The sequence below is a fragment of the Mesorhizobium sp. ORM8.1 genome, from assembly GCF_053005525.2.
The window spans coordinates 5,323,251-5,337,138 of sequence record NZ_CM132600.1 but is presented as its reverse complement, the minus strand read 5'-3'; the positions used below and the strand labels follow the sequence as shown (position 1 = coordinate 5,337,138).

Genomic DNA, 13,888 nt, shown 5'->3' with positions numbered 1-13,888 from the left:
AGTCCTGCCTCAGGACCACCAACCTCCAACGGACGCCCGCCCTAAGCCTTATGGTCGCACTCGCTTTGATAGCAGCCACCCTGGCGATAAATGAACGAACCGGAGTCCTTGATCGGCAGAGCTTCGATGTTGCCGAAATCGGTATGATATTTCGCAATCCGGATCATGACCCTGTCGCCACAGCCAATGTCGAAATCCGCCGCTCGGCTGGCTTCACGTACTTCCATCTGTCAGGGGCCTGCGCGGGGCCGAGAGATACCTCCATCATTGCCGCTCGCCTCGCAGATGCGTCACGCATCATTATTTGAATGCTCCCCATTTTAATATATGCTCCAACGCGCAGAGATAATACCTCAAAGCTGACAAAAGAGGATGCGACCGTGATAACCGCTCCACAGTTGCGTGCCGCGAGGGCGCTCCTTGGCATCGACCAGCGCAGACTTGCCGAATTGTCCGGCCTTTCCGTGCCGACAATTCAACGTATGGAGGCCAGCGAGTCGATTATCCGGGGCAACGTCGATTCCCTCATGAAGTTGATCGGAGCACTTGACCTCGCCGGCGTCGAACTGATCGCCGATGGCGCCTCAAGCCAGATCGGCGGGCGCGGCGTGCGGCTGAAGGCAGACTTTGATCCTGCCAAGGTTCTTGGCCGGGCAGATGCGGACGCCAAATTCCCTGTGAGGAGCGTGGCGTGATCCCGGGGGCCGCGGTCCTTCTGTGGAGCGTTGCCGCGCTCCTGGGGACCGCGGTGCTTGCGGTTTCGGAAAGCCGCAGAGCGGGATCGGCAACACGCCTGATCTACAGCTTGACGCTAGGCATATCGGCGGCCGTGCTCCTGGTTCTCGCGAGCCGCATCGCCGATGACCCAGTCGCCCTGTCGACTGCCGTGCTGCCCCTTGGGTTGCCGTGGATCGGCGCTCATTTCCGCTTGGATGCGCTCTCGACCTTCTTCCTCGTCGTCGTCAATTTCGGCGGCGCCATGGCCAGTCTTTACGGCCTCGGCTACGGCAGGCACGAGTCTGCGCCGCATCGGGTGCTGCCGTTCTTCCCGGCATTCCTGGCCGGAATGAACCTTGTCGTGCTGGCCGACGACGCCTTCACTTTCCTGCTTTCCTGGGAATTCATGTCGCTCGCCTCCTGGGCGCTCGTCATGGCGCATCATCGCGAGCGGGACAATGCGCGGGCGGGCTACATCTATCTCGTGATGGCGAGCTTCGGCACGCTCGCGCTGCTGCTTGCGTTCGGCCTTCTGTCCGGCCCGGGTGGAAACTACACGTTCGAAGCGATGCGTGCCGCCGCCCCCACGCCGCTCGTCACCGCTTTCGTCCTGGCTCTCATGCTGCTGGGAGCAGGCTCCAAGGCTGGCCTCATACCGCTACACGTTTGGCTGCCTCTCGCTCATCCGGCCGCACCAAGCCACGTCTCGGCGCTTATGAGCGGCGTCATGACCAAGGTCGCCGTCTATGGCTTCATACGCGTTATTTTCGACCTGCTCGGCGAGCCGGCATGGTGGTCGGGCGTCGTCGTGCTTTTCCTCGGCGGCCTGACGGCGGTTCTCGGCATCCTCTACGCGCTGATGGAAAAGGACCTGAAGCGGCTTCTTGCCTACAGCACCATTGAAAATGTCGGCGTGATCTTCGTGAGCCTCGGCCTTGCGCTGGCCTTCAAGGCGAACGCCATGCCATCAGCAGCAGCGCTGGCGCTCACCGCCGCGCTGTTCCATGTCCTCAACCATTCCTTTTTCAAGAGCCTGCTGTTTTTCGGTGCCGGCGCCGTACTGACGGCAACTGGCGAGCGGAATATGGAGAATCTGGGCGGCCTCATCCATCGCATGCCCCTTACAAGTTTTGCCTTTCTCGTCGGCTGCGTCGCGATCTCGGCACTTCCTCCCTTTAACGGGTTCGTCTCCGAATGGCTGGCGTTTCAGGCGATATTGCAGAGCCCCGATCTATCGCAATGGGGCTTGAAGGTCATGGTGCCAGCCGTTGGCGGTCTGCTGGCGCTGTCGGCGGCATTGGCTGCAGCCTGCTTTGTAAAGGCGTTCGGGATCACATTCCTCGGCAGGCCACGGACTGTTGCGGTGGAACGCGCGCACGAGGTCGACCGCTACTCGCTGACGGCAATGTTCATCCTCGCCGCCCTTTGTCTCCTTGCCGGCGTTCTGCCGGGTCTTGTGATAGACGGCCTCTCATCGGTGACGCTGCCACTCATTGGCAGCCGGATGCCTGTGCAGATGGCGCAGCCCTGGCTGTCTATCGTGCCGATCGCAGCGAGCCGCAGTTCCTACAACGGCTTGCTGGTGTTTCTGTTCATTGCCTTTTCCGCATCCGCTGCAGCATATGTGATCCACCGCTTCGCGTCGCATGCAATCCGTCGGGGTCCAGCCTGGGCTTGCGGCTTCCCTGATGTAGTCCCAAGCTCGCAATACACGGCCGTCAGCTTCGCGCAGCCTATCCGCCGCGTCTTTGGCACGTTCGTATTCCGTGCGAGGGAAACGGTCGAAATGCCGCCGCCAGGCGAGACCGGCCCAGCTCGCTTGAATGTCGAAATGCATGATGTGATCTGGGAGACACTGTATCTGCCTATCGGCAAGGCCCTCGATTTTGCGACCGACCACCTGAACCACCTGCAGTTCCTGACGATCCGGCGTTACCTGACCCTCGTCTTTCTCTTTCTCATTATCTTGCTCCTGGTGCTCGCACTATGGCCTTGATCATTGAGTTGGCCATTCAAGGTGCGCAGTTGCTGCTGGTGCTCTTGCTGGCGCCTCTCCTGACTGGCTTCGTGCGCAAGGTAAAGGCACGACTGTTGCGCCGCCGGGGTCCTTCCTTGATCCAACCCTACCGCGATCTCCTGCGGCTGATGCGCAAGGAAGTCGTCCTGGCGGACAACGCATCCTGGCTGTTTCGTGTGACACCGTATCTGATCTTTGCCGCTACCTGGGTCGCCGCAGCACTCATCCCTACATTCGCTACCGGCCTCACCTTCAGCTGGACCGCCGATCTGATAGCCATCGTCGCACTGCTTGGAAGCGCCAGGTTCTTTCTGACGCTGGCGGGGATGGACGTCGGCACGAGCTTTGGCGGCATAGGATCGAGCCGCGAGGTCATGATCGCTTCCCTGGCCGAGCCCGCCATGCTGCTGATCGTGTTCAGCCTGGCGCTCGTTGCCGGAGCGACGCAGCTGTCCACGGTCGCCGCCTTCATGGGCTCGCCGCAGGTTGGGCTGCGGGTATCGCTCGGGATGTCGCTCATTGCTCTCGTGATGGTGGCGGTCGCCGAAAACGCGCGCATTCCGGTGGACAATCCATCGACCCATCTGGAACTCACCATGGTTCACGAGGCGATGGTGCTGGAATATTCCGGTCGCCATCTGGCGATGATCGAGTCCGCAGCCTTCCTCAAGCTCCTGCTCTATGTGTCGCTGATTTCCTGCGTCTTCCTGCCTTGGGGACTGGCGAGCGCCGGGGCAGGACCGAAGTCGCTGCTTCTGGGTGCCGTCACCTATCTCGGCAAGCTTGCCGTCTGTGCCATCCTGCTTGCCATATTCGAGACGGCGATTGCCAAGATGCGTGTCTTCCGCGTCCCGGATTTCCTCGGCGCGGCGTTGATGCTGGCCCTGCTCGCCACGCTCCTCCGATTTGTCTCGCGGAGCCTGTGATGAACGGTCTCACCTTCGACATCGCTCATCTGCTCGCCGGCGGCCTGGTGCTGGTCAGTTTCATGATGCTGTATCAGGATCGCCTCTTTGCGCTGATCAACGTTTTTGCGCTTCATGCAATCGTGCTCGCCATGTCCGTAGCTTGGCAGGCATACATTCAGGACGCCCATCATCTCTACGTCACGGCGGCAATCGCCCTCATTTTCAAGGCGATCGTCATTCCCGTCGGGCTTCATCGCATCATTCAGCGACTCGGCATCCATCGCGATATAGAGACTGCCGTCGGGATCGGTCCGACCATGCTTGCCGGAATAGGTCTGGTGACCCTGTCCATGGTCCTGATGCTGCGGGTAACACCCGAAGCCAATCCCCTCGCCCGTGAGGATCTGGCCTTCGCGCTATCCATCATTTTGCTGGGGCTGCTGGTGATGGTCACCCGCCGGAATGCCGTCAGCCAGGTTGTCGGCTTCATGTCGCTCGAGAACGGCCTGGTGCTTGCCGCCACGGGGGCAAAGGGCATGCCGCTGGTCGTCGAGATCAGTGTCGCCTTCTCCATCCTGATCGCATTCATCGTCATCGGCCTCTTCCTGTTCCGCATCCGCGAAAGGTTCGATTCGGTGGATGTCGGTGCGCTCGACGACTACAGGGGAGAACACCATTGACCGCGTTTTCCCTCGATGCGGTGGCCGCCATTTTGCTGATCCCAGTCGGCGCGGCGGCGCTTTTGGCAGTGCTTCCGAACTACCGGATATCGGCAGGTCTCAATGTCGCCGCGAGCTTACTGACCTTGCTCGCCGCACTGTCGCTCTTCGTCGCGGACCGGCCAGAGCCCGGTCAATACCTGCTCGTCGACGATCTTAACATCGTCTTCATCGTGCTCAACGCATTCGTCGGTTTCACGACGAGCGTCTTCAGCGCCTCCTACATTGCGCACGAGCTGGAGACGGGACGGCTGACCGCACCAAACCTGCGATTTTATCACGCGATGTACCAGATCATGATGTTCGGCATGAACCTGGCGTTCGTGTCGAACAATATCGGCTTGATGTGGGTGGCTGTGGAACTCGCCACGCTGACCACAGTGCTCATGGTTGGCATCTATCGCACGCATGAGGCGCTGGAGGCCGCCTGGAAATACTTCATTCTGGGAAGCGTCGGCATAGCGCTCGCGCTCTTCGGCACCATCCTCGTCTACATGGCCGCGCAGCCGGTTGTTGGCGAGGGCACGAATGCCATGGTCTGGACCGTGCTCATCGAACATGCGGCGCGCTTCGACCCGGCTTTGCTCAACGTCGCCTTCGTCTTCCTGCTGCTCGGCTATGGTACGAAGGTCGGCCTTGCGCCCTTGCATGCCTGGCTGCCCGATGCCCACGCGGAAGGCCCGACGCCGATTTCCGCGGTGCTGTCGGGCTTGCTGCTGAACGTCGCGCTCTATGCAGTGCTGCGCTTCAAGTTGCTGCTCGCGGCAAGCCCGGAAGCGATCGCGCCGGGGCCATTGATGATCACGATGGGGCTGACGTCGCTTGTTTTTGCTGCCTTCATGCTCTACCGCCGCCGCGACATCAAACGCCTGTTTGCATACTCCTCGATCGAGCACATGGGCATCATCGTGTTCGCGTTCGGCATGGGAGGTCCACTCGCCAATTTTGCCGGACTGCTGCACATGGTCATGCACAGTCTGACCAAGTCGGCGATCTTTTTCACGGTCGGCCACATTGCCCAGATTAAGGGAACACAGAACATCGCCGAGATCCGGGGTCTGACGGAAACGCATCCGGGGCTTGGCTGGGCGCTCGTCATCGGCGTCGTTGCCATTGCCGGCCTCCCTCCGCTCGGCATCTTCATGAGCGAATTCCTGGTCGTGAGTTCGACATTCGCAAGACACCCCCCTTTGGCGATGCCGCTGGTATTCGGGATTCTGCTGGCTTTCGGAGCCCTGCTACTTCGATTGACCGGCGTCGCTTTCGGCGAACCGCGCGGCAGCACTGCACCCGCCGAGGCGTCCTACATTCCGATGTATTCCCATTTGGCGTTGGTGTTTGCCGCCGGCATCTATCTGCCGCCACCGCTGGTCACCTGGTTCCAGCATGTCGCAAGTATCCTGGGGTGAAGCAGAGGAGAGAAAGAGCATGCCCGCGCTGATCGATCTCATCCTTGCCGGCCAACGTGTCGAAAATCATTTCCCATGGTCGCGCGCCGTGGTGACTCCGAAAAAATGGGGCTTTGCCGCCGAGCAATTGGCCGCGGGCCACTGGAGCCTGCTCGGCCTATGGGGTGAGCCAGGCGCCGTCCACATGGCACTTCTTGACGAAACCGCCGGGGACATCGGCGTTGTCAGCCTGGAATGCCCGAATGGCCGCTACCCATCCGTCGGCAGGCTGCATCCGCCCGCCTTGCGGCTCGAACGTGCGGCTGCTGACCTGTTCGGGCTCCTGCCACAAGGCGCGCCCGATACGAGACGGTGGCTTGATCATGGCTATTGGGGTGTCACCTATCCGCTGAGTACCGTCCGGACGTCTGCTGCGACAGCCTCCCCCTACCCTTTCCTGCCGGCCGAGGGAGAAAGCCTGCACCAGATCCCCGTCGGACCTGTGCATGCCGGCATCATCGAGCCGGGGCATTTTCGATTCACGGCGAGCGGCGAAACGGTCGTCCGGCTGGAGGAACGTCTCGGATACACTCATAAGGGCATAGAAGGGCTGATGGCGGGATCCGATATCGACCGCGCAGCCAAACTGGCGGGCAGAACCTCCGGCGACAGTACTGTGGCATACTCCCTGGCTTTCGCCCGCGCGGTCGAGGTGGCGCTGGGCATCGAGGTTCCCCCACGCGCAGTCTGGTTGCGAGCGCTCATGGCCGAACTGGAGCGCCTGGCCAATCATCTGGGCGACATCGGCGCCATTTGCAATGATGCCGCCTTCGCGCTGATGCATGCCCACTGCGGGGTGCTGCGCGAGCGCGTATTGCGGGCAAGCGATGTTGCCTTCGGCCATCGTTTGATGCGCGACCGCATCATACCCGGAGGCGTGGCAAGCTTCCTGAGCGATGAGGGCACGGCAGCGCTCAGGTCCCTGATCGCTGAGATCAGGCAGCGGTTTCCTGCGCTGGTCGAACTCTACGACAACACGGCGTCGCTGCAGGATCGGACAGTCGCAACTGGCCGGCTGAAAGTGGAACTTGCCCGTCAGTACCGCGCCGGAGGGTATGTCGGCCGGGCCTCCGGCCGGGACTTCGATGCCCGCCGCGATGTCGCCTATCCACCCTATGACGAACTCGCTTTCGATGTGCCTCTCCTCCAGGAAGGCGACGTGAACGCCCGTGTATGGATTCTGCATCCACGAGGTCGAACAAAGCCTGTCCCTCATCGAACAAGTCCTGCGACAACTGCCAGACGGACCGATCCGCGTCGATTTCGCGCAGACAGACCAAGCGCATGAAGGCATGGCGCTGGTCGAAGGTTTCCGCGGCGACATTCTGGCCTGGCTGCGCGTTGGCAGGGGCGGGCTGGTCGAACGCTGTCACCTGCGCGATCCCTCTTGGTTTCAATGGCCGCTGCTTGAAGCCGCTATCGAAGGAAATATCGTTGCCGACTTCCCGCTGTGCAACAAATCGTTCAACTGCAGCTATTCCGGACACGATCTCTAAAGGCACGCCGTCATGCGCAAGCTTCTTTTTGAAAGCCTGATACGCCCCCCTCTCACCGAGCGTCCGCCGTTGGCAAGCGGCACGGCGGTCGACGAACTTGCGCGCGCGCTCGATGGGGCCGCTCGCAAACGATTGGGACGAAGCCTGTCGATCCGGGCGGTCGATGCCGGTTCCTGCAACGGCTGCGAACTTGAGATGCACGCGCTGAACAATGCCTTCTATGACATCGAGCGTTTTGGAATCCGGTTCGTCGCATCGCCGCGCCATGCCGATGTACTGCTCGTTACCGGACCGGTCACAAAAAACATGCGAGAGGCATTGAAGCGGACCTACGACGCAACACCCAACCCAAAATGGGTAGTCGCACTTGGAGATTGCGCAGGCAATGGCGGCTGTTTTGCCGGCAGCTATGCCGTGCTGCGCGGGGTGTCGGAGGCCTTGCCTGTAGATCTGCACATTCCAGGTTGTCCGCCGCCGCCAATCGAAATTCTGAAAGGCCTGCTCGCCTTGCTTGAGGGCGTGAATTCAAAGACCGGTGTTTCCCGAAGGTGACTATCGAAGTAGGGGCTTTGCCAGGGTTGGCCTTGTCGCTGCATCGATCCAACCGCTGCATAGATCCAACCAATGCGTAGCCGTGAGTTAAGGGCATCAGCCAGCCTCGGTCCCAAATTTCGACTGAGCCGAGTGCCACGGCGCATTGGCCGATCGTCTTCCCGGTCCCCGAAAACGCAACGCTTCCGATCCACTGCGCCGGAAGCAGGCTGATCCTGCCGGTGCGCAGGCCGCAGCCGCTCGATACGACACTTGCGGCGTTCGAAGCCCCTTGCTTACTTACGGCTTCTCGGCAGCATCTTTTCGGCAAAGGCCTCCACCTCGCCCGCACCCGGTTCCTCGCCTGTGTGCGTGAGCAGGTAGGATGGCGTGAGGAAGAGACGGTTGCTCACCGGCTCGACGATCTCCAGCGAGTAGTAGCCGATCTGCGTGAAGTAGAGCACGCGCGCCCGCACGAACGCCTCCGTCTCCGCATAACCGTGCCGCGAAAACATCGCGCGAATGGCGTCGACCCGCGCATCGTCCTCCTCATGGACGATCCGATGCACCTTGGCTGACTGGCGCGACCAAGCGCGCACGGCGAAATCCAGCCGCGGGTTGAACAGCGATTCATCCAGCCAGCACTCGAAGATATTGAGCACCGCCTGCGTTATCGTCGCGGCCGGCCGCCCGGCCTGCTCGACGATGAAGCGCGTGTTGTTGTTGCGCCAAAAATCCAGCAGCTGGTCAAGCAGATCCTGGCGGCTCTTGAAATACCAATAGAAACTGGAACGGGAGACGTTCAGTTTCTGCCCGAGCGCCAGCACGCGCACCGCCTCGACGCCCTCGGAGATCAGCGTCTCCAGCGCGAGTTTCATCCAGTCCTCGCGCGTCACCTTGGTGTTGCCGACCAGACCGGACCGCCGCACGACTTCTTCAGCACTGGAATCAGAAAGCATTGCGAGCCGGCCAAGATTGAACGCCGGCTAGATAGACCTGAAACCGCGCGGCTACAATACTGCTGATTGCTGGAACCATTCCCAAAGATATGGCGCAAAACCACGCTCTACATGGAGACGCGCACGATCGACGTTGCCGAACCGATAGAACAGAACGCTGACACCGGCGAACAGCACCGAAGCCGAGCGGCTCGTCTGTGTCGGATCGAGCGACGTGGCTCTTGCGACAAGGGCCGTCAGACCTGGCCCTTCGATCTCGAACACATGCAGCCCGGCATCCACGACCGAGACCGCGAACCCGCCCTCGTGCCAGCCGGCGGCTATGGGAAACGGCTGTTCGCCGACCGCAAGGATGCGATCGCGCGCGATCCGCACCATGTATTTTTCGCCCCTCGCAACCGCGCCGGCTCCCACCCCCTCGCCGGCAAGCCCCGACGCCTTCGACCAGGCCGTCAGGTCACCGCTGACCAGGAGCTGGCTTAGCCCGCCAAGCGTTCGTATGGTCACGCCGTCCTTGTTCAGCGTCGCGGTAGCGAAGTCGGGCGCCGCCGGCCACTTTTCTGCGAGATTACGCATTGAGGCGCCTCCCTTCCGGATCGAAGGCGCAGGGCGCGACGATGGTCGCTTGCCGCACGGCGCCGAGATGTTGAACGTCGATCGTTTCGCCGTGCCGGGCGGCGCCCCTCTCGATGAGCGCCAGGGCAATCGGCCGGCTGAGCGTCGGGCTCTGATAGCTGGAAGTGACGAAGCCGATGCTTCTGAGGCGTTCTTCCTTTTTCTCCACGCCATGCGCGCCCGTCGCCAGTGGCGCCTCGCCCTCGCCTACCGCAAGGCCGACAAGCTGATTGCGATCGGAACCGTTTGCCGCTTCCGTGAACAGCGAGCGCCGGCCGACGAACTCACTCATGCGTTTGGTCCTCGGCCCCGCGACGGCGAGATCCTGCGGCATGGTGGTGCCGTCGGTATCCTTGCCGATGACGATGTAGCCCTTTTCGGCGCGCAGGATCATCAGCGACTCCAGGCCGAGCAGAACGGCGTCGAACGCGTGGCCCTCCTGCTGCATCCTTGCCCACAGCGCTTCGGCCTGATCGGCGCGGATTGAGATTTCGTAGCTCCTGTCGCCGGTGAAGGAGACCCGGGTGATGCGCACCTCGTCTCCGCCAAACCGCCCAGCGGCGACAGCCATGTGCGGCAGGCTGGTATCGTCCAACGCAATACCGAGATCGAGCGCCCCCATCAGCCCCCGCGCGTTTGGCCCTGACACGGTCAAGGTGGCGTATTGCGCCGTGGCATTGTGGATATAGACCGCCTCGCGGCCGAACCGGTCCTGCCGCCACTCTTCCAGCCGGGCGTGGACGGCGGTGACATGCGAGGACGAGCAGGACACGACGAAGCGGTGTTCATCCAGGCGAACCAGCACCCCGTCATCGAAGACAACGCCATTTTCCGACAGCATGAAGCCGTAGCGGCAATGTCCAGGCTTCAGGGTCGACATGGTGTTGTAATAGATGAAGTCGACGAACTCGGCCGCGCGCGGGCCGATCACCTCGATCTTGCCGAGCGTCGAGCCGTCGAAAAGCGCGACGGACTGCCGGGCGCGCCGCACCTCCTCCTGGATTGCGGCGCCGGCTTCGCCGCTTCCGTAAAAGGCAGGCCGCAGCCAGCCACCATATTCCTGGAACACGCCGCCCGCGGCGCGATGGGTCGCCTCCAGCGGCAGGCGGCGGATCGGCGCGTGCATGCTGCCGCGGCGTGCTCCCACAAGGCTCGCGAACGGCACCGGCGTGAATGGGGGTCGGTAGGTCGTGGTGCCGACCTCGGGGATGGCGCGTCCGGTGATATCGGCCAGCAGCGCCAGGCCGTTCAGGTTCGACGTCTTGCCCTGGTCGGTCGCCATGCCGAGCGTCGTGTAGCGCTTCAAATGCTCGACGGAGACAAAATTCTCGCGTGCCGCAAGTTCGACGTCCTTGGCGGTGACGTCGCTCTGGTAATCGATCCACACACGGCCCTTGGCCTTGGGCTTCGGCCACAGGCCGACGACGCCAAGCGATGCCTCGGCCCCCGTGCTGCGGGGCGCCGGCGACGATGCGCCAAACCGACCGAGCGCCGCAACGCCGCCGGCTAAAGTCTCGGAGAGCGCGACCGTCCCAGCCACGGCGCCGGCAACGGCGATCCCGTCAATGGCTTCGCCCGGAACGAAAGCCGCGAGCTTGTCGCTCCAGGCAAGCTTGCCCCTCGCCTGCGAGAACAGATGCACGGTGGGTGTCCAGCCGCCCGAGACGAGCACGCAATCGGCGGTAAGCGCCGTGCCGTCGTCGAGCAGCACACCCTCGACGGCGTTGCTGCCACGCGCCGCAGTAACCGTGCGCCCCGCAAGAACGCGAATGTCGGCACTCGCTGGCGAACTGCCATCATGCCGGCAATCGACCACCGTCACCGACGCGCCGGCTGCCGCGAGCGCCGCCGCAGGTTCGTAGGCGCTGTCATTGTTGGTCGCGATCACGATCTGGCGACCGACCAGCACGCCATGCCGGCGCAGATAGCTGAGCGCCGCATCGGCGGAGAGGATACCCGGAAGATCGTTGTTGGCGAACGGAACCGGTCGCTCGATCGCCCCGGTCGCCAGCACGATGCGGCGCGGCCGTACCCGCCACAACGTGTCCGGCCGGCCATCGCCATGCCGCTGGTTGAGCGCGACCAGATTGTGATCGTAGAGACCGAAGGCGGTGGTATCGCCGAGCACGAGCTGGCCGCCGCTCTTCAGCTTCGCGACAACAGCCTCGACCCAGCCCGCACCCTCCACACCGTCGACTTCGCCGGCGCGATGGCGCAGCGACCCGCCGGGATGCGTCCGCTCATCGACCAGGACAACCGAATGCCCTGCCGCCGCCGCACTTGCAGCCGCGGCGAGGCCGGCCGGTCCGGCGCCGACCACCAGCACGTCGCAGTGATGGTTGATCTGGTCCGAGACACGACGCGGCTTCCAGCCTCTGTCGACGACGCCCAGGCCGGCCATGGCGCGGATGCGCGGCTCGAACAGGTGCCAGTCCGGCCACATGAAGGTCTTGTAGTAGAAGGCTGCCGGCAGGAAGCGGGCAAAGCGGTCGAGCACCGCGTTGCGGTCGGCAACCGCCGTCGGCGATGCGTTGACGCTCTTGACCACGAGACCGTCCGCAGCCGGCACCGTCGTTGCCCGCGCATTCGGTACCCGGCCGTCGGCACTCTCGACATCGACCAGCGCGTTGGGCTCCTCGACGCCGGCGCCCCAGATGCCGCGCGGCCGGTGATATTTGAAGCTGCGGCCGACAACGACCTGGCCGCTGGCAAGCAAAGCCGAGGCGATCGTGTCGCCGGCAAAGCCCTCGACACGCCTGCCGTCGAAAGTGAAGGATAGCGTGCAAGCGCGATCGATGTCGCTGCCGCCGGTGGCAAGACGGGACGCGCTCATGCGCCGTGCTCCGCTTCGCCGAGAACGGAAGAACCCGACACCTGATGATTGACGCTGTCGCGGTTCATCGCGAAGAACTCGCCGCAGGTCAGATGCACCCAGATCTCGCGGGTCGCGCCCTTGGGATTGTCACGCATATGGAGATAGCCGGCCCAGCGTTCGGCCGTCACGTCTGTGCCGTCGGGCCGAAGATTGCCGGCCTCTCCGCCATAGTGAAATTCGCTTTCTTCGCGCGGCCCGCAGAACGGGCAGGGAAAGAGCTGCATCTTCTTTACACCTTCAATGGGCAATGCCGGAGCCGGCGGCTTCGTCGACCAGGCGGCCGCGGGCGAAGCGGTCGAGATCGAAAGGCCGGCTGATGTCGTGGTGTTTGCCGGTGGCAAGCAGATGGGCAAGCAGCGTGCCCCCGGCGGGGATCGCCTTGAAGCCGCCCGTGCCCCAGCCGCAATTGAGGAACAGGCCGGGCAGCGGCGATTCACCGATGATCGGCGAGGAATCCGGGACGACATCGACGATGCCCGCCCATTGCCGCATCATCTTCAGCTGGCCGAAGATCGGAAACATTTCGAGCATGCCGGCGATCACGCCTTCCAGCACCGGCAGATTGCCGCGCTGGCCGTAGGACGGGATGCGGTCGAGCGCGCCGCCGATCACCAGTTCGCCCTTGTCCGACTGGCTGACATAGACTCCGGTGTCCGGCGAGATCACCACCGTGTCGATGATCGGCTTGACCGGTTCGGACACGCAGGCCTGCAGCGCGTAGGAATTGATCGGCAGCCGAAATCCCGCTTTCGCCGCCAGCACGGAGGAATGGCCGGCCACCGCCATTCCCGTGCGCTCGGCGCGGATCGCGCCGCGCGAGGTGACGACGCCGCGGCAGCGTCCGTCCTCGATGATGAAATCCAGGATCTCGCAGTTCTGGATGATGTCGACGCCGAGACGGCCCGCCGCGCGCGCATAGCCCCAGGCGACGGCATCATGCCGGGCGGTGCCGCCGCTCGGCTGCCAGGTGCCGCCGTAGACCGGGAAGCGGGCGTCCGGGCTGAAATTGTAGATCGGCACGACGCGGCGCACATCCTCGACGGAATAAAGCTCGCAGTCGACACCGTTGACCTGGATGGCGTTGACAGATCGCGCCGCGGTTTCCGTCGCCGCTTCACTGTGCGCAAGCGTGAGGACGCCGCGCTGGGAAAGCATCACATTGTAGTTCAGGTCCTTCGACAGCGTCTTATAAAGGCTGTGGGCCAGGCCGTAGATCGCCACGCTTTCGGGGTAGAAATAGTTCGAGCGCACGACGGTCGTGTTGCGGCCGGTGTTGCCGCCGCCGATCCAACCCTTTTCAAGCAGTGCGACGTTGGTGACGCCGTGATTCTTCGCCAGATAGTAGGCGGTGGCAAGGCCGTGGCCGCCACCGCCTATGATGATGGCGTCATAGCGCAGCGCCATGCCTTTTCCCAGCCGGTCTGGCCGGCAAGGCCTTCCTTGAACAGCGAAAGCGCTGAATAATGTCTGGTCATGCCCGCTCCGGACCAACGAACGCCGATCTTGCGGACGTATTTAGCGTGAATGGACATATGTGTCCATTCAACTGCAGTCGTCTTCTGAAAGATATTTATCGGGACCGGGACGTGACTCCTCGCAACTG

11 protein-coding genes and 2 pseudogenes are annotated in these 13,888 nt (G+C 62.9%); 7 read left to right on the top strand and 6 right to left on the bottom strand.

All coding sequences use genetic code 11. From position 1 onward, the window contains the following. Positions 1 to 41 precede the first annotated feature (41 nt). Positions 42 to 227 carry a hypothetical protein gene (locus tag ACVDG8_RS26610; protein WP_447251099.1) on the bottom strand — a complete coding sequence of 62 codons (186 nt, stop codon included), beginning with the start codon at positions 225 to 227 and terminating at the stop codon, positions 42 to 44. A 153-nt stretch (positions 228 to 380) separates the two neighbouring features. On the opposite strand from ACVDG8_RS26610, the gene ACVDG8_RS26605 reads away from it, so the two are divergent. The 7 genes and pseudogenes from ACVDG8_RS26605 to ACVDG8_RS26575 all read left to right on the top strand — a co-directional run bounded on the left by ACVDG8_RS26605 (position 381) and on the right by ACVDG8_RS26575 (position 7,857). Next, positions 381 to 695: a helix-turn-helix domain-containing protein gene (locus ACVDG8_RS26605; protein ID WP_013893336.1), complete on the top strand. Its 315-nt coding sequence runs from the start codon at positions 381 to 383 to the stop codon at positions 693 to 695. Next, complete coding sequence (gene hyfB / locus ACVDG8_RS26600; RefSeq protein WP_447251098.1) at positions 692 to 2,713, top strand: hydrogenase 4 subunit B; 2,022 nt, start codon at positions 692 to 694, stop codon at positions 2,711 to 2,713. The genes ACVDG8_RS26605 and hyfB overlap by 4 nt, the downstream gene beginning before the upstream one ends. Next, positions 2,704 to 3,660 (top strand): respiratory chain complex I subunit 1 family protein, encoded by a 957-nt coding sequence (locus ACVDG8_RS26595; RefSeq protein ID WP_447251097.1) that lies wholly within the window; start codon positions 2,704 to 2,706, stop codon positions 3,658 to 3,660. Before hyfB ends, ACVDG8_RS26595 begins: the two co-directional genes overlap by 10 nt. Continuing rightward, positions 3,660 to 4,322, top strand: coding sequence for a hydrogenase-4 component E (locus ACVDG8_RS26590; protein ID WP_447251096.1), 663 nt, complete (start codon positions 3,660 to 3,662; stop codon positions 4,320 to 4,322). The genes ACVDG8_RS26595 and ACVDG8_RS26590 overlap by 1 nt, the downstream gene beginning before the upstream one ends. Then, on the top strand, positions 4,319 to 5,770 hold the full coding sequence (locus ACVDG8_RS26585; RefSeq protein ID WP_455707276.1) for a hydrogenase 4 subunit F: 1,452 nt from the start codon (positions 4,319 to 4,321) through the stop codon (positions 5,768 to 5,770). Before ACVDG8_RS26590 ends, ACVDG8_RS26585 begins: the two co-directional genes overlap by 4 nt. A gap of 19 nt (positions 5,771 to 5,789) precedes the next feature. Further along, a pseudogene (locus ACVDG8_RS26580) lies at positions 5,790 to 7,305 on the top strand (hydrogenase large subunit). Between the two features lie 12 nt (positions 7,306 to 7,317). Then, a complete protein-coding gene (locus tag ACVDG8_RS26575; protein ID WP_447251093.1) occupies positions 7,318 to 7,857 on the top strand; it encodes an NADH-quinone oxidoreductase subunit B family protein in 540 nt (179 codons plus the stop codon). A gap of 275 nt (positions 7,858 to 8,132) precedes the next feature. Here ACVDG8_RS26575 and ACVDG8_RS26570 read toward each other — a convergent pair whose 3' ends face one another. The 5 genes and pseudogenes from ACVDG8_RS26570 to ACVDG8_RS26550 form a co-directional block, all read right to left on the bottom strand. Beyond that, a complete protein-coding gene (locus ACVDG8_RS26570; protein WP_447251092.1) occupies positions 8,133 to 8,795 on the bottom strand; it encodes a TetR/AcrR family transcriptional regulator in 663 nt (220 codons plus the stop codon). A gap of 51 nt (positions 8,796 to 8,846) precedes the next feature. Then, positions 8,847 to 9,371: a hypothetical protein gene (locus tag ACVDG8_RS26565; protein WP_447251091.1), complete on the bottom strand. Its 525-nt coding sequence runs from the start codon at positions 9,369 to 9,371 to the stop codon at positions 8,847 to 8,849. Then, positions 9,364 to 12,243, bottom strand: coding sequence for a sarcosine oxidase subunit alpha family protein (locus ACVDG8_RS26560; RefSeq protein WP_447251090.1), 2,880 nt, complete (start codon positions 12,241 to 12,243; stop codon positions 9,364 to 9,366). The genes ACVDG8_RS26565 and ACVDG8_RS26560 overlap by 8 nt, the downstream gene beginning before the upstream one ends. Beyond that, the gene (locus ACVDG8_RS26555; RefSeq protein ID WP_447251089.1) at positions 12,240 to 12,509 is read right to left on the bottom strand and encodes a sarcosine oxidase subunit delta; all 270 of its coding nucleotides are present in this window, start codon (positions 12,507 to 12,509) and stop codon (positions 12,240 to 12,242) included. The genes ACVDG8_RS26560 and ACVDG8_RS26555 overlap by 4 nt, the downstream gene beginning before the upstream one ends. A gap of 13 nt (positions 12,510 to 12,522) precedes the next feature. Then, positions 12,523 to 13,760: pseudogene (locus tag ACVDG8_RS26550) on the bottom strand (sarcosine oxidase subunit beta family protein). Positions 13,761 to 13,888: the final 128 nt, after the last annotated feature.

What these genes read in the sequence shown, in the direction of transcription:
- ACVDG8_RS26610 (WP_447251099.1), bottom strand. Translation starts at nt 227, where the DNA reads ATGGAAGTACGTGAAGCCAGCCGAGCGGCGGATTTCGACATTGGCTGT.
- ACVDG8_RS26595 (WP_447251097.1), top strand. Translation starts at nt 2,704, where the DNA reads ATGGCCTTGATCATTGAGTTGGCCATTCAAGGTGCGCAGTTGCTGCTG.
- ACVDG8_RS26590 (WP_447251096.1), top strand. Translation starts at nt 3,660, where the DNA reads ATGAACGGTCTCACCTTCGACATCGCTCATCTGCTCGCCGGCGGCCTG.
- ACVDG8_RS26575 (WP_447251093.1), top strand. Translation starts at nt 7,318, where the DNA reads ATGCGCAAGCTTCTTTTTGAAAGCCTGATACGCCCCCCTCTCACCGAG.
- ACVDG8_RS26570 (WP_447251092.1), bottom strand. Translation starts at nt 8,795, where the DNA reads ATGCTTTCTGATTCCAGTGCTGAAGAAGTCGTGCGGCGGTCCGGTCTG.
- ACVDG8_RS26565 (WP_447251091.1), bottom strand. Translation starts at nt 9,371, where the DNA reads ATGCGTAATCTCGCAGAAAAGTGGCCGGCGGCGCCCGACTTCGCTACC.
- ACVDG8_RS26560 (WP_447251090.1), bottom strand. Translation starts at nt 12,243, where the DNA reads ATGAGCGCGTCCCGTCTTGCCACCGGCGGCAGCGACATCGATCGCGCT.
- ACVDG8_RS26555 (WP_447251089.1), bottom strand. Translation starts at nt 12,509, where the DNA reads ATGCAGCTCTTTCCCTGCCCGTTCTGCGGGCCGCGCGAAGAAAGCGAA.